The organism is Sporosarcina sp. JAI121 (genome assembly GCF_013408665.1).
Classification (GTDB): Bacteria; Bacillota; Bacilli; order Bacillales_A; family Planococcaceae; genus Sporosarcina.
On the sequence record NZ_JACCCL010000002.1, the window covers coordinates 98,778 to 119,419 of the forward strand.

Below are 20,642 nucleotides of genomic sequence, written 5' to 3' on the forward strand. Positions count from 1 at the left end.
ACTTGGAATTCGAACCAAGAAGAGGTTACACACGGATGCCGCACGTTTACCAGCAACCTCCATTGAAGGCGAGCCGGGAACTGTACGAAGGCAAAGACCCGACAGCGACCGTCTACATAATGGAGTCTTCCGGTGGAATGGTAGCCGGGGATCGAAATGATATTACAGTGAAGCTTGCCCCGGATAGCAGTGTGAGATTAGTTCAGCAGTCAGCTTTAAAAATCTATCCATCACATACTGGGGACACATGTTTGTTTACGATCAATGTCGACCTCGGGGAACGGGCGCGGCTGGAGTGGATGCCCGAGGTGATAATTCCCTTCGCAGATGCGAAGTTCCAAGTCGATACAACGCTTCGAATAGCCCGCGATGCAACCGTGTTATGGGGCGAAATTATCGCTCCAGGACGAGAAAAACGCGGTGAAATATTCGATTATGTATCGTTCCGGTCGAACTTCAAGATATTTGTAGAAGATGAACTAATCGCTTTTGATTCACTGCATTTTTCACCGAAAGAAGCGGCGCCCGACGAAATCGGCGTCCTCGAAGGGGCGATGTATATCGGATCAATCTGGCTCGTATCCCCGAATGCAGCGGAAGTGGACGTCCGTTCCCTGCAGGAAACATTGCGGGTGGAAGAGGGATTGAAAGCCGGTATGACACGGCTTGAAGGAAACGCGATTCATTGCAGATGGCTTGCGGTCGATCAGTGGACAATGCAAGAAGAGATGAAACGGGTTTATGCGCTTTTGGCGGAAATGGTTTAAGGGGACACTCCGATAGGGGTGTCCCTTTTTTTGCAGTTGTGAGGGTTGTTTAGTTTAGTCAAAACGTTGTTTACTATCATGTAAACATTGCCAACTTAGGATTTTTCACTAAGAAACCCGAAAATACCGCTCATCGCTCATTGAAATGGGTATACTTATTATATAGCTTCACATTGAAAAGGAGATTATTATATGCAAGAAAATAAACCAATGAGTCAATCACGTACAATTCAAACGAAACTGGTGCTGCCGCCGGATACAAATCATCTGCAGACAATTTTTGGAGGACAAGTCCTCGCGTATATCGATGAAATTGCTGCCATCACGGCAATGAAACATGCCAAGATGGCAGTCGTCACCGCTTCAATCGATTCAGTCGACTTCGTGTCATCTGCGCGCGTCGGTGATGTGTTGGAACTTGAAGCAATCGTCAGTTCAACAGGCAGAACCTCGATGGAAGTGTTCGTTTCCGTCCATTCAATGAACCTGCTGACGGGTGTCACGAAACTGACGACTGAATCATTCCTGACAATGGTCGCCATGGATGAAAGCAATAAACCCGCCGCGGTTCCAGGAATATTCCCAGAAACAGAAGCGGAAAAGAGTCTGTATGAAACAGGCCCCGCGCGTCGGGAACATCGGAAAGTGCGGAGTGAGATGAGACACTGATACCCTACCATGAAGAAAGTGTATGCGTTAGATGAAATTCTACTTCAATTAACAGTGTCTAACTATAAATGCTAGCCATCCAAGTTGCTGAATGCTAACGAAGACGAGTGAAGGTCAAATTTCCCTTGATTATAGAAGATATACCAAAGTAAAGAGTATTAGATATAGTTTGATTGTATTACAACCCAAAAGGGCACTCCATTGCGGAATGCCCTTTTGGGTTTTACTGAAACAGTTTGTCTTTTTTTATTATGGTAAGAGTTGTCGATCACAATTGAAAAACACCGACTACTTTATTCAATATGTTATTTTGACCAACGAAACAGAGATATTCAATATGATTAGAAAGCGGGCTTATGATAATGGATGAATGAAAATTATTTTAAGCCCACGAAACGATAATAAGAGGAAGTCGTCGGTCGTGGAAATAACGGAAATATACGGTACTTTATGGTATTTCTGCCCTTTATGTTAACAGCAATCAGGAATTTCTTCTTTCGTGACAGGGTTATTAATTTCTGAATATGGTGAAATATCATTTGACAGACTATTATTATTGTCTTACAATTATACATATAGGAATTAATTAATGATTATTGAAGGGTGGAGTTTATATTGACGATAAACAAAAGGCAGGCACCGATCGGGATTTTAGGATTTCCTGTTGCTCCGATGGACAATGAAGGTAACTTGGATTTAGAAGCACTAGGAAAGAATATTGAGTTTTTAGTTGAAGAGGGGTTATCCTCTGTTTTTGTAGCATGTGGAGCAGGAGAACTACATGCGATTAGTAATGAAGAATACAAATCCATGGTGAAGGTTGCGGTTGAAAAGACAAAAGGAAAAGTTCCTCTTTATACAGGTGTCGGTGGGAACATCGCACATGCTCTGGAGCAGGCGAAAATTTCCGAGGAGCTTGGTGCAGAAGGGTACTTGATTTTACCACCGTATTTAATTGACCCTTCACAGGATGGCATTTACAACTATCTAAGTGAGATTATTCAAAGCACGGATTTGAATTCGATTGTTTACCAACGCGATAATTGTATTTTAGAAGCTGAAACACTTCAGAAACTTTGTGAATTACCACAGCTAGTCGGGTTTAAAGACGGCGTCGGAAATATGGAATTGAACGTTGAGTTTACACATCTGATTGGGGATCGTTTGGAGTGGATAAACGGAATGCCATTAGCGGAAGTGACGATGGCGGCATATGTAAACTTAGGTTTCACATCCTACTCATCAGCGATATCAAACTATATTCCTCATATCTCGGCAAAGTATTACGAAGCACTTCTGAAAGGGGATAAGGAAGTTGTCCATGATTTATATGAAAATGTGATTTTCCCGATTCATCGTATCCGTAAACAGAAGAAAGGCTATGCCGTATCCCTTATCAAAGCGGGCATGCAAATCGTCGGTCTTCCTGTAACAACGAATGTTCGGGCGCCGATTGCACCTGTTGAAGAAACACATTATAGGGAGCTAAAAGTGATTATTGAAAAAGCATTGGAAAAGTATCCTGCTAAAGTGGCAGCAGTTTAATAGGAGGAAATTATGACAACAACAACTGAAGCGAAAACGAAGACATACTTGAATTATATTAACGGTGAGTGGGTAGCCTCTGAAACAGGGAAGACAGGGGTTAGTAAAAACCCTGCACGGAAGGATGAGGTCGTTGGTTCTTTTCAACTTTCATCACTTAAAGATTTAGACGAAGCTGCCGTTTCTGCAAAAAAAGCGCAAAAGGCATGGCGCAAGCTAGCTGGAAGTGTACGCGGCGACTATTTACTGAAAGTCGCTTCTATCATGGAGGAACGAATCGATGATATTGCAACGGCAATGACACAAGAAATGGGTAAGACATTTCCGGAGGCAAAAGGCGAAACTGCACGTGGAGTTGCGATTTTACGCTATTTTGCTGGTGAAGGGATGCGATCGGTTGGAGATGTCATCCCATCGACAGATAATGAAGCGTTAATGTTTACAACTAGAGTACCACTAGGGGTTGTCGGCGTAATCACACCATGGAACTTCCCAGTTGCGATTCCAATTTGGAAAATGGCCCCTGCTCTTATTTATGGAAATACGGTTGTGCTGAAACCTGCGAGTGAGACAGCTATTACTAGTGCAAAAGTAGTGGAGTGCTTACATGATGCAGGAATTCCTACCGGCGTTGTGAACTTAGTTACGGGCTCCGGTTCGCTAATTGGACCTGAAATGGCAAACCATAAAGAAATCGATGCTATTACGTTTACTGGATCAAATATGGTTGGAAAACAATTGGCACAAATTGCTGTAACAAGAGGCATTAAGTATCAACTTGAAATGGGTGGGAAAAACCCTGTCATCGTTGCGAACGACGCAGATCTGGACCTGGCTGTTGAAGCGACAATCAGTGGTGGATTAAAATCATCTGGGCAAAAATGTACAGCGACGAGCCGAGTCATCGTTCAACAAGACGTCTATGAAGCGTTTAAAGGGAAACTGCTTGAAAAAGTGGCTGAAATCACTGTCGGGGACGGCATGGATGCAGGAACGTGGATGGGGCCTAGTGCAAGTCAAGGCCAGTTGGAAACGGTTCTATCCGCAATTGCAAAAGGAAAAGCAGAAGGGGCTAGACTGCTCCTTGGCGGAAATGAAGTGAAAAATGAAGGATTGAATGGCTACTTTGTAGAACCAACGGTATTTGAAAACGTGTCTTCTGATATGGCGCTTGCACAGGAGGAAATTTTCGGACCGGTACTTGCGCTTATGAAAGTGGAGTCGATTGATGACGCGCTTGAATTGGCAAATGACTCGGAATATGGGCTTAGTGCTTCCATCTTCACGACAAATATTGGCAATATGCTGTCGTTCATCAATGAAATGGATGCGGGTCTCGTGCGTATCAATGCAGAAAGTGCAGGGGTTGAACTACAAGCTCCATTTGGTGGTATGAAGCAATCCAGCTCCCATTCCCGTGAGCAAGGGCAAGCGGCAAAAGAATTTTATACTTCTATTAAAACGGTATTTATTAAATAAGATGAATTTAGCAGGCTTCTATTATTTGGAACTGATCCGACATATACCTTATGAATACACAAGTTAAAGGATGGTATGAAGTCAATTCGTAGAGATATTAAAGGGGTAGCAAACAATAGTGGCGTGAAGATGTATTATCAAGGTCATACGTACAATTTACCGAATCATCCAATTTGATTGTTAAAATAGGCATCCCAATGTTATAAATTTCAAGTAAGCGCACTTGTTTCTCTCAGGAAGCTATGTGTTTATAACTCGATATTATTAGAACATTGGTGAGTATAGTCAACTTTATTGAGGGTGGGAGAAATGATTATGAGTTACGATGAAAAGTTGGAAAGTGCGGGATATAAAATTCCTGTTACAGTAAATAAGCGGATATTTGAAGCTGGAGTTAAAACAGGTAATTTGATCTTTGTATCAGGTAACGCAGCGAAAGTTGATGGGGTATTGAAATATAAAGGAATTGTAGGCGATACAGTCTCTATGGAACAGGCGCAGGACGCAGCCAAAATCGCGTTCGTTAATTGTTTAGCTACTGTTCGAAATATGACGGGAAGTCTTGCTAATATTAAGAAGATTGTCAACATAAAAGGTTATGTGGCATGTACACCGAATTTCATAGAGCAGCCGGAAGTTATGGATGAAGTCTCAGCCTTGGCAATCGAAGTGTTTGGCGATGCGGGAAAACACAGCAGAGTTTCACTGGGGGCAAGTTGCCTTCCGGGAGGAACACCTGTAGAAGTTGAGATTGTCGTCGAAGTAGAATAGTCTGATTAAGGGAATGGATTTAATATTAAAAAGAAAAGGGGAATTATTATATGAAAGATGTACTAACAAAAGAACCAAATGAAGTTCTAACCGAAATGCCATTGGGAATTAAACAGTTATTTACAAGTATTACCCATTTAAAAAAGGGGGAAAAGGTACTCGTCATTACGGATGATAATAAAAGAGATATCGGGGAATTTGTTTACAAATATGCAAAGGAACTTTTTGACACGACTATGATTATCATGTCAACAAGAGAAGGGCATGGTGCTGAACCGACGGAAGCTGTTAGAGCAGCATTAAATAATTGCGATGTCGCATTCGGTGCTACAACCTATTCCATGTATCATTCAAAGGCGCGTTTAGATGCAAGTAAAAATAATCGTTTACGTTGGATTGGACTTCAAGATTATGCCCTCCATATGTTCGAAAGAGGGGGTTTAACGGCAGATTTTGATGATGTTACACAGGTAGTGAATCGCGTTGCACCTTTTTATAAAGGAAAAACATTCACACTCACTGCTCCTGGTGGAACTCATATGGTTTGCAGCGTAGAAGGACGTGAACCTGTTTTGGATCATGGAACGGCAATTGTGCCTGGAGCCGCTTCATTTCCACCTAATGCGGAAGTTGCTTTAGGGCCAGTGGAAGGGACCGCAAATGGTGTTTTAGTATTTGACGGGAGTATCCCTCACCCATTATTAAATCTAATTGATGAACCCATTTCATGTACAGTGAAAGATGGTTTCATTACCGAAATAAAGGGTGGTCGAGAGGCTGATATTTTGCGTAAAATGCTTGCTGACTTCAACGATCCGACGGTTTATAATATTGCAGAACTAGGTCTAGGATTAAATAAGGAGAATTTTCTTTGCGGGCATATGGCACCGGATGAAGGATCGTTCGGCAATATCCATATTGGTATAGGAAAGAATTTAAATTTTGGGGGAAATGTCAATTCACCTCTTCACCTAGATATGGTTATCAAGACAGTTACATGTGTGATCGATGACCGTACGATTATGAAAGACGGCGTATTGCTCGTATAAAACCCTATATCTAAAAAGTCCTCTTGGTATTCTAAATATTGTCCTCACTTAAGTGGTTGAAAGGACAACCTGGTATACCAAGGGGCTACGTAATATTCCCCTTAAAGTAAACGCTTACATTCGTGAGATACCCAGAAATGCATTCTGTGAAAGCATCTAAATATAATGAAAGGTGTAATGAATGATTATTAGTTCGTTATAAAAGGTGATGGAATGAAGAAAATAAAAAAACTAACAACAGTTATTATTTGTCTCACCTTAACGATTGTTTTAATTGGATGTTCTGCTTCGGCTAGTGAAGAAACGGGTAGAAAACGTATCATTAGCATAGCGACGGTACAGCCTGAGGATCATCCAATTACTTTGGGTCTAAACGCATTACAAGAGTATGTTGAAGAAGAACTTGGGGATCGGTTAGAAATAAGAATTTATAAGAATGGCGTAATAGGCGGAAATTCTGAGGCGTTGGAACTTCTGCAGATGGGTTCCCTGGATATGGTAGTGACCAGTGGAAGCAATCTGGAGGCATTTGCAGATGAATACAAGATTTTTAGTTTACCTTATTTATTTAATGATGAAGCAAGTTTCCGTAAAGTTATGGGAGAAGAAGAGTTTGTAAATAAAATTTATAACTCGACTGCAGCTAAGGGAATCCAGGGCGTAACTTGGTTTTCCAATGGCGTGAATAACTTTTATTCTTCCAAGAGAATTGAAACACCGGAAGACCTGAAGGGATTAAAGATTCGCGTACAGTCTAGTGAGGCAAATGTAAAGTTGGCGCAAGGATTCGGTGCGGCAGCAGTTGTCATGGCATATGGTGAAGTATACACTGCGTTGCAGAATGGTGTTATTGATGCTGGGGCTAACCCCGAAATGGCACTTGTCAAAATGAAGCACGGGGAAGTTGCTCCCTACTACTCCCGTACGGAACATCAGATTTTTACAGACGTGTTTGTTGCCAATACAGACTTTCTAGCTTCACTTACAGCTGAGGAAAGAGAAATATTTCAAAATGGCTTTAAACTCAGTACGGAAGTTGCAAATGGAGAATGGGATAATCAGATTGCAGAGGCTATAGATGAGGCAGAGCAGATGGGAGTAGAGTTTATTGCGGTGGACAAGCAACCGTTCGAAGAAATACAAAAACCGATAAAAGAAGCATTACTAAACTCAAATCCTGAATTGCGATCCCTGTATGAGACGGTCCAACGCATCCAGAACTAAATGAAAGGAGTTACAGATAATGGATAAATTGAAAATTATGATGGATAAGATCCTAGCTGGTGTGTGCGCTACTTTATTGGCTTTTATGACAGTACTTGCGACTTATCAGGTGATCACCCGGTATGTTTTCAAAAGTCCAAGTACGATATCTGAAGATTTGTTGAGTTATTCATTTGTCTGGGTATCACTGCTTGGTACAGCACTTGTATTTGGTCAAAAAGATCACATGAGATTATCTCTGTTTTCTGATAAATTAAAAGGGATTAAGCAGTTAGTGTTATCAATTTCTTCAGAACTACTTGTGGCGGCAATAGCGGTTATCGTCTTTTTAGTCGGAGGAAAAGAGTTCATGGGAGTTGGTGCCATGCAGATTTCTCCTACTTTGGATATTCAAATGCATTGGATTTATATCATTCTCCCTCTCAGCGGTGTTTTAATAGTAATCTACAATTTCATTAATATCTTCCAACTGATACAGGGGTATAACGGAAGCAGCAAGGGGGAGATGCAATGAGTATTGCGGTCTCTGCAGGTCTCCTAATCCTTTTTACGATTGTCGCTCTTTTACTACTGGGTATTCCAATTGGTATTACATTAATCGTCGCATCAATATTAGCAATCACTCAAGCATTAGGATTTTCGGCGGCAATACCGTCATCCGCTTTGAAAATGTTCCAGGGTATTAATATATTTACATTAATGGCGATTCCATTTTTTATACTAGCGGGAAATATTATGAATAAAGGCGGTATAGCGGTCCGTTTGATCAACTTAGCAACAGCTATGACTGGCAGAATTCCGGGATCATTGGCTCACACCAATGTAGTCGCTAACATGCTTTTTGGGTCCATTTCTGGTTCTGGGACGGCAGCGGTATCTGCAATGGGTTCTATCATGTCTCCTATTCAAAAAAAAGAAGGCTATGATGAGAACTTTACAGCTGCCATTAACATCGCAACAGCGCCTACTGGATTATTAATCCCACCGAGTACAGCTTTGATCACATATGCTTTGGCAAGTGGAGGTACTTCGGTAGCAGCATTATTCCTTGGAGGGATAATTCCAGGTGTTCTATGGGGAATCAGTTGTATGGTAGTTGCATTCTTTTATGCGAAAAAAAGAGGATATGTTGGTAAGCAGTCAATATCGATAAACGAATTTGTTAAAGTTACGCTCGACGCAATTCCAAGCTTATTATTAATCATTATTGTAATAGGGGGTATTGTTGGCGGGATATTCACTGCTACGGAAGGATCTGCAATCGCAGTCGTTTATAGCTTACTGTTATCCATTTTACTCTATAAAACGATAACACTAAAAGAATTATATACAATTTTGATTGATAGTGCGAAGTTGTCAGCGATTATTATGTTTTTGATCGGTGCTTCTAATATTATGGCGTGGGTCATGTCGTTTACGGGAATACCAAATATGATGGCCGACGTCATATTGGGGATTTCAGACAATCCAATTATTATTTTGTTGGCTATTAATATTTTGTTGCTATTCGTAGGTACATTTATGGATCTTACACCCGCAATATTGATTTTCACTCCAATATTACTTCCTGTTTGTCTAGCGTTAGGGATGACACCTTTGCATTTTGGGATTATGCTGACGTTTAATCTTTGCATTGGAACGATTACACCGCCAGTAGGTAATATACTTTTTGCGGGCGTTAAAGTATCTGGAAGAAAACTGGAACACGTTATGCCCCAGCTTTTAAGGTTTTATGTATCAATTTTTGTTGTTCTATTATTGGTGACATATGTTCCATGGTTTTCAACATTCTTGCCATCATTAGCTGGATACCGTTAATTTAATACATAAACTAATGGTATATCCTTCACGAATTAAATTTATTTCAACTTTAAATAGTGTTCGAAAAAATTCTTCGTTATGGATGCAGTGCGCAAATATTTAATCCGTACCTAGATTGGGTATGCAATATATAATTTCGTAATGGAAATTCAATAATAAAAGACCTTGGTTGGCAAGATGGTTTTAAATCGCTGGAGTTCTACTATATGAAAAAATGTAGGATAGACCAACGGAAAACGTTGGTCTCTATTCTGGTTTGAGGGGGATGAACATGCATTTTATTAACGATCAAGAAATTAGAAGTCTTATCTCGATGAAGGATATCATCGATACAATAGAAGATTATTATTTGAACGATGGAGAGAAAAAATCGCTCGTTCCAGAACGGTTATTCATCAATGATGATGATAATTCGGCTCTTTTAATGCCTTCATTTTATGAAGACTACTATGGTGCGAAGTTGATTGGTATTGCTCCAGGCAATGCTACAATTGGTGAAGCTACGTTGAGGGGTATCTTTCTGTTGAATGATAGGAAGACGATGAAACCACTTGCTATTATGGATGCCCGAACGATTACAGCTATGCGTACAGGTGCAGTAAGTGGATTGGGCATGAAATACTTGGCAGCCAATGATACGGAAACGATTGGCGTTATAGGCACTGGCGATCAAGGATGGAGTCATTTGCAGGCAGCTTGTGCTGTAAGGTCCGTAATGAGGGTTTTAGTGTATAATCGCAGTAAGGAAAGACTCGATAATTTCATGGAGAAAGCGAAGGGGGAATTTCCAACTATTCGATTTGAAATTTCAGACCCTGAAATCATTGTGAAAGAAGCACAAATTATTATTACCACGACAACATCGAAAAGTCCGGTTGTTCCTTACGACGGGCAAATTGAATTAACCGGGAAGCACTTCGCAGGTTCGGGTGCATTCAAATCATTTATGCAAGAGATTCCCGACTCAATCATCAAAGAGGCAGATCATATATTTGCTGATACACACGCAGCATTTTCCGAATGTGGTGAAATGATAAACGCAAGAAAGTTCGGTCACAGTGAGGAGACGATTCCTGAACTGAAAACCTTGGTCCAACGAGGTGAAAATGAAGAAATGAAGCAAAAAATAACTGTTTTCAAATCGGTAGGTATATCCATTTTTGATATCCTCACAGCGAAGTTGATTTATGAGAGATATCAAAGTGGGATTACAGTGTAAATCGAACTTGGAAACATAGGAAAAGGAGAGGTGAAATGAAAGAATATAAAATGGACACTGTCCGAAGAAGCACCCTCTCGCAACAGGTGTTGGAACAAATTGTTCAGCTTTTAATGAGTGGGCAACTGAACCCCGGAGATAAGTTGCCGGCGGAGATGAATTTGATGGAACAATTCGATGTGAGCCGACCCGTGTTGCGAGAAGCACTTAGCTCCTTAGAAACCTTAGAAATTATTACTCGAAGACCACGTGGGGGGACATTTGTAAACGATAAGGTTGGTAGTAATCCATTTAAAGTAATGCTCGCTCTATCCATTAATAATGTTCCTGCCATCATAGAAGCGCGAATGGCGTTAGAATTGGGACTTGTCACGATTGCCGCTGAAAAGATATCTGATGCCGAACTCGAAAAAATAAAAGAGACAATTGTTAGTATTCAAGAAAATGCACATAGTGATTATGGTCGCTTAGATAAAGAATTTCATAGATTGATTGCGCAAAGTGCTAATAATCCAGTTGTCGAAGGAATGATTGATTCCCTTCTCATTACACATGAAAAAACGGATAGCTTAATCACTTACCGGGAGCCCGATATTACAATAGAACATCACTTAGCGATCTATGAAGCCTTGAAAAGCAGGGATCCTTTCGAATCGTTCAAACAGATGTACACGCATTTAAGCTACGTAAGAAAGAAAATACTCGCTGACTATAAGGAAAAACAATGACTGGATAGAGTTGTCTAAGTTGAAAGTGGTCTAGATGGAATATTTTATATTTTCAAAGTTGACATTCTATTTAAAGGCATGTAATGTATTATCTACAAACTAAATACGTAACTTTCTTATCCAGAGAGGTGGAGGGACTGGCCCTTAGATACCTCAGCAACAGACTGTTCAAGTACTGTGCTAATTCCAGAAGCGTAAGTGTAATGCTTATTGCTTGGAGATAAGAAGAGCAAATAGCGAATACGCCAAAACCTCTTCTTGAAATTTAGGAAGGGTTTTTTTATTTGTTTCTTCCTTCCTCTGGATATCAAAGTCACTAAAAACAGAAAGAGGGAATTTACTATGACGAACCAATCGACGACTTTAACGAAAGCACCATTTAGAGCGGATCACGTTGGAAGCTTACTACGACCGGAAAATTTACATAATGCACGAACAGATTTTAAAGAAGGCAGTATTACTGCAGAACAGTTACGCAAAATTGAAACGCAAGAAATTAAACGGATTGTTGAGAAGCAACTTGATGTTGGGTTGGACCTCGTGACGGACGGCGAATTCAGACGCACGTGGTGGCACTTCGACTTTTTGGAGCATTTGAATGGCATCGAGGGCTATGTGTCGAAGGAAGGCCGCCCGTTTCAAGGTGTGCAGACGGAGCGATACAATGTCCGTAATACGGGGAAGATTTCTTTCAATCCAGATCATCCATTCATTCGTGATTTTATCGAGTTGAATGACATTGTTGGGGGACGAGCGGTGGCAAAGCAGACGATTCCGAGTCCGAATCAGCTGTTCCCGAGTGAAATCCGTAACAAAGAAATTTACCCGGATATTGAAGAATACGCAAAAGATGTAATTCAAGCGTACCGGGATGCAGTAAAAGCGTTTTACGATGCCGGCGTACGTTATTTGCAGTTTGACGATGTCTATATCGCTGGGCTTTCATCGGCTAAACTTCCGCATAGTGACGATGAATTTTCAAGACAGGAATTGATCGATCTAGCATTGCGTGTCGTCAATGGTGTATTGGAAGATAAGCCGGAAGACTTGATTGTGACAACACATTTATGCCGTGGTAACTACAGATCTGCTTGGTCATTTGAAGGCAGCTATGCACATATTGCACCGACTTTATTTGCAAAGGAAAAGGTAGACGGATTCTTCCTGGAATATGACGATAACCGTTCTGGAGATTTTAAACCGTTGGAACATATCCCGAATGGCGGTGCAAAAGTCATCCTTGGCGTTGTGACATCGAAAAATGGAGAAGTTGAAGCGAAAGAAGCAATCAAAGCGCGCATACAAGAAGCGACAAAATATGTACCGTTGGAGCAATTATGCCTGAGCCCGCAATGCGGCTTCGCTTCCACACATCACGGCAATGAGTTGACGGAAGAACAACAATGGGACAAGTTGAAATTCATTGTGGATGTAGCGAAGGAAATTTGGGGATAAACTAATAAACCGGAACAGGGCTCATACGCTTTGTTCCGGTTTATTTTTATTTCACGGGAAAAGATATTTCAATCATAGTCCATTGGAAACGTGGATAAGTTGTTATTCCGTATAATCTGTTTGGTGATTATGCACATGTGGATAATAGTTAGTGTGAAATTGAAACTTCATCCCCTTATTTTCGTATAACAAAGAAAGGGGTGGAATCTATGAAACAAGATATACACAAACGCCAAATGGAACTGACGGTGAGGCGAAACGAGCGCAATCGGGTGAAACGGCGGCTTGACGGAGCAGAGTTGCAAGTAAAAGAGGCAATTGCACTGCGTGACGAACTCCACAAAAAATTGACAAAAGAGCAACAGGATGTCGTGAAGCTCGGGAAGTTCTCGTTTATGAATAAAATCAGCGAGTGGACTGGCAAGTGGGATGAAAAAATGGAAAAGGAGATTGCGGAAGCAACGGAGGCGGAGCTCCACTTTAATGATACGGAAAAAATGGTGACAGACTTGGAAGCGGAAGCCGCCCGACTGCGTCAAGATATGAAAAACCCGAATTTCACATATATCGATGAGGACTGGACAGATTTTTTGAAAGAAAAAGAGACGTGGATTCGCCTCAATGATTCGGTTGCAAACAGTACACTACAGAAAATTACGGATGACCGGGTCAGACTGCGATCAATGTTGCGTGAAATTGATGAAGCACGTGACGCCGGTCAAAAGGCAAGTCGTGCACTTGAAGCTGCACTTGATAAACTCGGGTCTGCGGAAGGAATGTCGTTATGGGACACGTTTCTTGGCGGCGGTTTGATTGTCTCCGCACTGAAATACTCGGAAATTAACAGCTCCGATGACCTTGTTCACCGTGCGCAACGTGCCCTTCGCCATTTCGAAACGGAACTAATGGACGTTCAGAACGCTGCGACGGAATCCTTCACAGTGAACAAAAATGATATATTCACCTTCACCGATATATTTTTTGATAATATCTTTTCCGACTGGACGATCCATTCACGCATTACCGACGCGAAAAGTAAGCTGAATGACGTGCTTCAAGAAGTGCGTAAAGTACAGAACAGGCTTGCAAGAAAGCGGGATGAAATGATCCATGAATTGGAACGATTGGATATGCAGGAGAAGGAGATTATCGAAGCTTGATGGATTGCCTGGCGGTTGTAAGGGCTACCTGAAAAACTATCTTATACTTATAGTAGCAGGATGCAGAATATGCATCCCACTACACGTTGAGTGTACTTTGGACAACTCCCGTACGTTTCATTCAAATGCCAAAAACTCAATCCGATTACCAAAAGGATCGTGCGTTAAAAAGCGGGAACGGCCTTCGATTGGAGGCTCTTCACTAATCATATATTGGGCTTCTTCCAACCTCAATTTCAATTGCTCAAGCGCATTCACTGTAAAACCGGGATGCGCTTTTTTGGCTGGGATAAAATCTTGCTGAATACCGATATGCACTTCTTGCGAGCCGCACTGGAACCAGCAACCGCCGCGCGCCTTTAAGTTTTCTGGTTTCGGAATTTCCCGCATGCCAAGAAGCTCCCCGTAAAAATTCCGCGCTGCATCCTCTGAACTGGGCGGTGCTGCAATTTGGATATGATCAATGCCTGTTAAAAAATTATTCATTGTTCATCTCTCCTCTGGACGTTGTATCTTCAGTATAGGCTTCTTTCTAACACGGTACCAATACCCTTTTCCGACCCCATGGCATAAGGAAAACAAATCATCTCTACTGAACGCAATTAGTTTTCCCAATCAACTACATACTCCTATCCGATGAACGAAAATAGTATTCCAACAAATTCCTTTACACCACTCTTGCCTATAGTATACTATGTAACTAATACACCACTATGAAAAGGAGGAACGCTGATGAAGCAGTGGAATGGATTGTTGAAAAAAGAGTGGGTGACGATGAAATGGCCATTACTTATGAGTGGATTACTTGGGGTTATGGTAATGTCATTTATCCCACTACTGGTTTCCAGATTTTTTGGATTCGAAGTACATGTTTTTGAAGTCGCGCTTGTTATTTGTTTTCTATGGGCGGGCGCAAGTGTGTTAGCTCCGGTTATTGCATTGTTTACGATGCTGGAAAGGGAAATGAAGCGTCCGGATGTATGGCTTCATTCCACAGCTTCCATTTATAAACTGGTTGGAGCAAAAGTATTTTTGTCATCCCTTATTGGGGCAGTAGGATTGCTGATTCCCACAATCGTTCTTGCGGTTCAATATGCATTATTCGAATCGGCAACGTTCTCATTCAATGACTTGTTTTTCTTTGGAAGTATTTTCATCGTACTGATATTTGCGGTTTCGATCATTTTCATGAGTATTGGATTCTTCTTTTGGGTCATCGATCGACTGATCAAGCCATATTTAAAGGGATTTTCAATCGTTGCTACAATCATTTTGTTCTTCATTTCGTCTCGACTTTATGGTCAATTCGTCCTCTCTGAACTTTATGAGAAGCTGATTTTAATTGGACCCATAAATCTAATGAAAATTAAAAATCCGAAAATCAATGTGGAGTTCATTTACTTTGAGCATACCGAGACACTTTTTTACACAGGGGAAATTGTATTCAATACTTTCTTTGTAGTCGCGATGTTCATTGTTGCAGCTGTCCTGTTTGAGAAGAAAGTGAGGTTGTAACAATGGGCATCAATTTTCTTCCAGATAAACCTATTTACCAGCAGCTTATCGACCTGATTACGGGAGATATCATCCGAGGAACGTTGGAGCCAGGGGAGAAATTGCCGTCTGTCCGTGACTATGCCGTTGAAGTCGGTGTGAATGCCAATACGATGCAGCGCGTTTATAAGGAGCTGGAGCAAATGGAAATCACTGAAACGAAGAGGGGGCAAGGATCTTTCGTCACGGAAGATGAAGTGAGGATTGCCATGCTTCGTAATGAAATGAAGGAACAGCTTGTGACGTCATTCATTCAAAATGTTGAAGCACTTGGTTTTACGACATCTGAAATGTTGCAACACCTACAGGAACGAGGTGGAAAAGATGATTGAACTCAGAAATATAACGAAAAAATATGGCAGACGGAAAGCGCTTGAAGGTCTTACACTTTCCTTGCCGCAAGGGAAAATAATCGGACTCGTCGGGGAGAATGGAAGCGGGAAAACAACGCTGTTGAAATTGATTTCCGGATTAGTGGCGCCTGATTCTGGAAGCGCTATGTTAAACGGAAGCCACATTACGCGAAGGGTGGCAACAACTATTGCTTATATGCCGGACGCGGACCTGTTTTATCCGTATTTCACTGTGAATCAGCTCATCGAATTTTATGAGTCGCAGTTTACTGATTTTAATCCGATGAAGGCGAAGGAAATTACACAGTTTCTGAACCTGTCGCTTGATTCGAAAATAAAACATTTGTCCAAAGGAAACCGGGGACGTGTCAAAATTGCGGTGACGCTTGGGCGCGAGGCGGATTACTACTTGTTGGATGAACCGTTCTCCGGCCTCGATCCGATGGTGCGTGATGACATCGCGAAAGGTATGATCCGTTTCACTGATTCAGCGCGTCAAACGATCCTTATGTCGACACATGAAATAAAAGAAGTGGAACCATTGCTCGATGAAATCGTAGTACTAAGAGGGGGGCGTATAATCGCGCATGAAGCGGTTGACGAAATCCGGGATACGTATGGGAAAGATGCCACCTCATGGATGGTGTCGCTGTTTAGGGAGGGAAGTTGATGTGGAAATGAAACCGATAGTAGAATTGAAGAATTTATCGAAAACGATCGGCAGGAAAAAGATTATCGACAACTTGAGTTTGTCGTTATATCCAGGGCAAATTACAGGTTTCCTAGGTCCGAACGGGGCGGGGAAAACGACGACAATCCGTATGATGGTTGGGCTGATGGAGCCTTCGGGCGGAGATATCGTCATTGACGGGAAATTATTGGCCGATGATTTTGAAGAAGGGCTTTCCAAAGTTGGCGTTATTGTTGAAAACCCGGAAATGTATAAGTTCATGTCAGGTTATAAAAACTTATTGCATTTTGCGCGTATGCACGAAGGCGTAACTAAAGCACGGATTGAAGAAATCATCAACCAGGTCGGCATGCAAAATCGGATTCACGAAAAAGTATCGACGTATTCGCTTGGAATGCGGCAACGGCTAGGCCTTGCGCAGGCACTTTTACACCGTCCGAAGTTTTTAATCCTTGATGAGCCGACAAACGGACTCGATCCCGCGGGAATTCGTGAATTCCGGACGTATCTTAAGTTGATTGCAGAAAAAGAAGGCGTCTCTGTTTTCGTTTCGAGCCATATGCTGTCAGAAATTGAGCTAATGTGTGATCGGATTGCGGTCATTCAGAATGGCAAGCTGGTTGATATTCGGGATATGTCTGGTGAACAAGAATCCCATTATTATATCGAAGCATTCCCGGCAGAGGCGGCGGAAAGCATGCTGAAGGGTGAAGGATTCACTGTGGAAGCGCACGAAGCAGGGTTTATCATAAATGCAGAGAAGACGCAGATTCCGGGACTTGTCCAGCAGATGATGGCGAAGGAAATGCAGTTATTTGCAGTCCAACCGCACCGTAAAACGCTCGAAGATCAATTCCTGGAAATGACTGGAGGTGGCCAGATTGCTGAAGCTCATACAAAATGAATGGATGAAACTATGGAGTAAAAAAGCGACTTGGATAATGACCGGCCTACTCGTCTTCGCGATTTTAGGGATGTTCGGTTTGACGAAATGGATTGATACAGTAAATAATTACGAGAAACAAGATTGGAAAACAAGCGTACAAGGCGAACTGACCTATGTAAAAGAAGACTTGAGCAATTCTGGTCTCGACGCTGATCAGCGTGAACGCATGGAAGGCCAGGAAAAGGTTCTAGAGTACCGTCTTGCGAATTCAATCGAACCGCTTGACAGCAACAGCCGGGAAAGTATGATCATGAATTCAGGCGCTATCGGTTCCATTGCAGTTTTACTGACAGTCATTGTTGCTGCGGGGATTGTCGCCTCCGAATTTACGCAAGGAACGATTAAGATGTTGTTATCCCGCCCTGTGAAAAGGTGGAAGATTTTAACGTCGAAATATGTGACGGTCATTTCATTCGGCATATTCCTTATGCTCATCGGTTTCGTTGTATCAATGCTTGGTGCGTATCTTTTCTTCCAATCTGGCAATGGGCAAGAACTTGTCTGGAATGGGAAAGAAGTTGTAGAAGTATCTGCTTGGGGGAAAGGGCTTTATATGCTACTGCTGTCATTCGCAAATGTTTTTGTGACAGCGACGTTTGCATTCATGATCGGTAGCGTTTTCCGTTCCAGCTCGCTCGCAATCGGACTGTCGTTGTTCATCTATTTCATGGGCTCGACGTTAGTTATGATTTTGGCAAAATATGAAGTTGTGAAATACATCGTCTTTACGCATATGGATTTGACGATTTATGAAACGGACTTTCGGATTGTGGAAGGTATTACGATGTCGTTCTCCCTTGCAATCCTTGCAGTTTATATCGTAATCTTCCTGTTTATTAGCTATATGACGTTCATTAAGCGTGACATCACAGCTTAATAATAAAAAGCCCTCCAGAAATGGAGGGCTTTTGAATAGTATCATTTATGGTTGCTGAATGTACGGGCAAGACCTGCGAGATTACCTACGATTACAAATGCGAACAGTGCGAACATGATGTATATGAACCACATTGACTATCACTCCTTTTATGCAATAAATCCTGACTCCATTATACCACCATCGACATTGCCAGGCAATGTTATCTGAAACGTAGCGCTGCTGACTGTGACGGAATGATTGATTGGGAAAGGATGAAAGGTCTCGTTCTTCCATAAAATAACCTTCGCTATGTGTCTTTTCTCCCGTTCTTCCAGTAAAATGAAACCGCTTAGGTTCAGGCATCGTATACATATGAAGAGAAACGGGGGTGTCTTTCATGAAAAAAATTATCGCAATCTTTATCACCATCATTGTCCTCATGTTGCCTAGCATAGTAGTACATGCAAAATCGTATTCAATCGACGAAGTCCAAATCAAGGGATGGTTGCAACCGAGTGGCGATATGATTGTGAATGAACTATTCACCTACACATTTGACGGTGACTTTACTAAGGTGACCCGTTCATTCCCGGACAGGCATAACAGGCAAATAGACGACTTTGAAGCGCATATTATTAGTAGCAAGCGTCCAGTCGTCGGTGAAATAACCGGAAATATGTTGAATACGGTGAAAGTCACCACAAAAGGAACGACTCGGACAGCGGAGATAGATGCGAAAAACAAAACAATTTCTGTCCTTTATGTGTACACAATGCGAGGTGCGGTGAAATCATACGAGACCTACAGTGATCTCGATCTCACTTTTTTTGAAAAAGGTGTGAATCATGACGCAGATTATAAAAATGTCACTATATCATACGTGTTGCCGGGAGACGTTGGTGATAGTAATGTTCATGGATTCATGTACGACCAGAATGGTAAAACGAAAAAAGTTTATCGGAACGGGATCGTTTTTGGGACGCCGAACTCCCAAGCGCATTCTGTGACGGCAACACGTGTCTTTTTTCCTTCGTTCATCATGACGGAGCAGCAAAAAGAAGCTGCTGAAATTTCGTTCGAAGAAGCTGTTGAACAGGAGCAGAATCGGCTTGAGGCATTTCAATCCAAGGTATCATTGACTCCGAAAATCACTACTATTGTTTGGGGCGGATCTATATTATTTCTAATCGGGGCGGTTTTTCAGTTCTTTGTACGACAAAGGTGGTTCGCGCCGTTCGGTAATACAGCGCACGTACTTCAGACAGACACGGTGTATTTGTCTTTTGTCGAACATAATGGTGACTACCATCCAAAAAGCTTCCTTGCGGGGATATTTTCACTGGCGGAGAAAGGGCATGTCGACGTCGAGCTGGCACCTTCTGCAGAACGATTTAAAAGACAGCCCGATGCACCGGAGAAGACATTAGCCTTCCAATTCAAAAAAATGGCACAGCCGTTGCTACCGTATGAAAAAACGCTGGTCACCTGGCTATTTAAAGTTGGTTTGAAGACCGGAAAATTCCATTTGCACGATATCGCGGGAATGGCTGATGACGAAAAAGACCGTAAAAAATCCTATCTGAAAACGCAATATGCATTTGAGAAGAAACATTATGAATGGCATAGCGACGTGAAATCATTGATGGTGGAAGCGGGAACGATTTCAAATAAGCTATCCAATGTGCTGAAACAGAGCGTTTTTGTTGTCATCGCATTGCTCGTGGCCCCCGCTGTGTATGTAACCGGGGGCGGTGGATGGGGGATTGCATTCCCGTTCATTATTGTAGTTTTGATGATTGGGGTTTTTACATACAACCCATGGAATAAATGGCTGCCGGCTGTGTTTTTCATTATCCTATTTTTTGTGATGCAACAGATGATTATTGGAGATTTATTCATAGCAGTGGCATTACTTCTGGCAACGGGTGCATTGTTGTATTTCGTGATCCCATCAACATTACTCACCTCCTTGAATGCGCTCTATACAAAAATGAGCATCATCAAGTTCCGAAAACAAATGCGGAAAGGGTTTCCGCCGGATTTGACGGACGAACAACAGGAGCGTTGGTTAACGCGTGCTTATCTGTTGAATCCATCCAATAAAAAGCTTCCGAAGATAAATAGTAGGCTAACGCAAGCATTGCCGCTGACTGCGTTATTCGCTCTGGAGGCCGATCCGCTCGACTTCGTGCAATCGACTTGGGGTCCTACTCGAATCGTCAAGGCAAGTTCTGGTGATGGCGGTTATGGGCAAACGTATGATTCAGGGGGTGGAGGAGGAGGATCTGGCGACGGGGGTGGCGGCGGTGCGGGAGCGGATTGACTTCGATTGATGCCCGTATTGGCGACCGA

The 20,642-nt window shown here is 42.1% G+C and carries 20 protein-coding genes and 1 riboswitch; of the genes, 19 read left to right on the forward strand and 1 reads right to left on the reverse strand.

The annotated features are described in order from the left end of the window. Window positions 1–35: 35 nt before the first annotated feature. From HDC33_RS11995 to HDC33_RS12055, 13 genes are all read left to right on the forward strand, one after another. Window positions 36–767, forward strand: a complete 732-nt coding sequence (locus HDC33_RS11995) for an urease accessory protein UreD (protein WP_255457401.1) — start codon at window positions 36–38, stop codon at window positions 765–767. A gap of 192 nt (window positions 768–959) precedes the next feature. After that, entirely contained in the window at window positions 960–1,436 is a 477-nt protein-coding gene (locus tag HDC33_RS12000) for an acyl-CoA thioesterase (RefSeq protein WP_179392821.1), read from the forward strand. Between the two features lie 621 nt (window positions 1,437–2,057). Beyond that, window positions 2,058–2,981 carry a 5-dehydro-4-deoxyglucarate dehydratase gene (kdgD, locus tag HDC33_RS12005; RefSeq protein ID WP_370457474.1) on the forward strand — a complete coding sequence of 308 codons (924 nt, stop codon included), beginning with the start codon at window positions 2,058–2,060 and terminating at the stop codon, window positions 2,979–2,981. A 12-nt stretch (window positions 2,982–2,993) separates the two neighbouring features. Next, the gene (gucD, locus tag HDC33_RS12010; protein WP_179392823.1) at window positions 2,994–4,460 is read left to right on the forward strand and encodes an alpha-ketoglutaric semialdehyde dehydrogenase GucD; all 1,467 of its coding nucleotides are present in this window, start codon (window positions 2,994–2,996) and stop codon (window positions 4,458–4,460) included. Window positions 4,461–4,775: 315 nt separating this feature from the next. Further along, window positions 4,776–5,231: a RidA family protein gene (locus HDC33_RS12015; protein WP_179392824.1), complete on the forward strand. Its 456-nt coding sequence runs from the start codon at window positions 4,776–4,778 to the stop codon at window positions 5,229–5,231. Between the two features lie 50 nt (window positions 5,232–5,281). Next, window positions 5,282–6,280 (forward strand): aminopeptidase, encoded by a 999-nt coding sequence (locus HDC33_RS12020; RefSeq protein WP_179392825.1) that lies wholly within the window; start codon window positions 5,282–5,284, stop codon window positions 6,278–6,280. Between the two features lie 213 nt (window positions 6,281–6,493). Beyond that, complete coding sequence (locus tag HDC33_RS12025) at window positions 6,494–7,504, forward strand: TRAP transporter substrate-binding protein (protein ID WP_179392826.1); 1,011 nt, start codon at window positions 6,494–6,496, stop codon at window positions 7,502–7,504. A 19-nt stretch (window positions 7,505–7,523) separates the two neighbouring features. Next, entirely contained in the window at window positions 7,524–8,018 is a 495-nt protein-coding gene (locus tag HDC33_RS12030) for a TRAP transporter small permease (RefSeq protein ID WP_179392827.1), read from the forward strand. Window positions 8,019–8,020: 2 nt separating this feature from the next. After that, window positions 8,021–9,322, forward strand: coding sequence for a TRAP transporter large permease (locus HDC33_RS12035; RefSeq protein ID WP_370457475.1), 1,302 nt, complete (start codon window positions 8,021–8,023; stop codon window positions 9,320–9,322). Between the two features lie 274 nt (window positions 9,323–9,596). Beyond that, window positions 9,597–10,544, forward strand: coding sequence for an ornithine cyclodeaminase family protein (locus tag HDC33_RS12040; protein ID WP_179392829.1), 948 nt, complete (start codon window positions 9,597–9,599; stop codon window positions 10,542–10,544). Between the two features lie 35 nt (window positions 10,545–10,579). Then, entirely contained in the window at window positions 10,580–11,272 is a 693-nt protein-coding gene (locus HDC33_RS12045) for a FadR/GntR family transcriptional regulator (RefSeq protein ID WP_179392830.1), read from the forward strand. Between the two features lie 113 nt (window positions 11,273–11,385). Then, window positions 11,386–11,499, forward strand: a riboswitch (SAM riboswitch). Window positions 11,500–11,614: 115 nt separating this feature from the next. Further along, complete coding sequence (locus tag HDC33_RS12050) at window positions 11,615–12,727, forward strand: 5-methyltetrahydropteroyltriglutamate--homocysteine S-methyltransferase (protein WP_179392831.1); 1,113 nt, start codon at window positions 11,615–11,617, stop codon at window positions 12,725–12,727. Between the two features lie 209 nt (window positions 12,728–12,936). Next, window positions 12,937–13,887, forward strand: a complete 951-nt coding sequence (locus tag HDC33_RS12055) for a hypothetical protein (protein WP_179392832.1) — start codon at window positions 12,937–12,939, stop codon at window positions 13,885–13,887. A 117-nt stretch (window positions 13,888–14,004) separates the two neighbouring features. Here the strand turns inward: HDC33_RS12055 and HDC33_RS12060 are convergent, their stop codons facing one another. Next, complete coding sequence (locus HDC33_RS12060; protein WP_179392833.1) at window positions 14,005–14,373, reverse strand: VOC family protein; 369 nt, start codon at window positions 14,371–14,373, stop codon at window positions 14,005–14,007. 246 nt (window positions 14,374–14,619) lie between these two features. Here HDC33_RS12060 and HDC33_RS12065 point away from each other — a divergent pair, with 246 nt between their 5' ends. From HDC33_RS12065 to HDC33_RS12090, 6 genes are all read left to right on the forward strand, one after another. Next, on the forward strand, window positions 14,620–15,402 hold the full coding sequence (locus HDC33_RS12065; protein ID WP_179392834.1) for a hypothetical protein: 783 nt from the start codon (window positions 14,620–14,622) through the stop codon (window positions 15,400–15,402). A gap of 2 nt (window positions 15,403–15,404) precedes the next feature. Further along, window positions 15,405–15,773, forward strand: a complete 369-nt coding sequence (locus HDC33_RS12070; RefSeq protein WP_179392835.1) for a GntR family transcriptional regulator — start codon at window positions 15,405–15,407, stop codon at window positions 15,771–15,773. Next, entirely contained in the window at window positions 15,766–16,464 is a 699-nt protein-coding gene (locus HDC33_RS12075) for an ABC transporter ATP-binding protein (protein WP_179392836.1), read from the forward strand. The genes HDC33_RS12070 and HDC33_RS12075 overlap by 8 nt, the downstream gene beginning before the upstream one ends. Before the next feature lie 7 nt (window positions 16,465–16,471). Next, window positions 16,472–17,389 carry an ABC transporter ATP-binding protein gene (locus HDC33_RS12080; protein WP_179393139.1) on the forward strand — a complete coding sequence of 306 codons (918 nt, stop codon included), beginning with the start codon at window positions 16,472–16,474 and terminating at the stop codon, window positions 17,387–17,389. Beyond that, window positions 17,358–18,308: an ABC transporter permease gene (locus HDC33_RS12085; protein WP_370457471.1), complete on the forward strand. Its 951-nt coding sequence runs from the start codon at window positions 17,358–17,360 to the stop codon at window positions 18,306–18,308. Before HDC33_RS12080 ends, HDC33_RS12085 begins: the two co-directional genes overlap by 32 nt. Before the next feature lie 379 nt (window positions 18,309–18,687). Next, window positions 18,688–20,613 (forward strand): DUF2207 domain-containing protein, encoded by a 1,926-nt coding sequence (locus HDC33_RS12090; protein WP_179392838.1) that lies wholly within the window; start codon window positions 18,688–18,690, stop codon window positions 20,611–20,613. Window positions 20,614–20,642 lie beyond the last annotated feature (29 nt).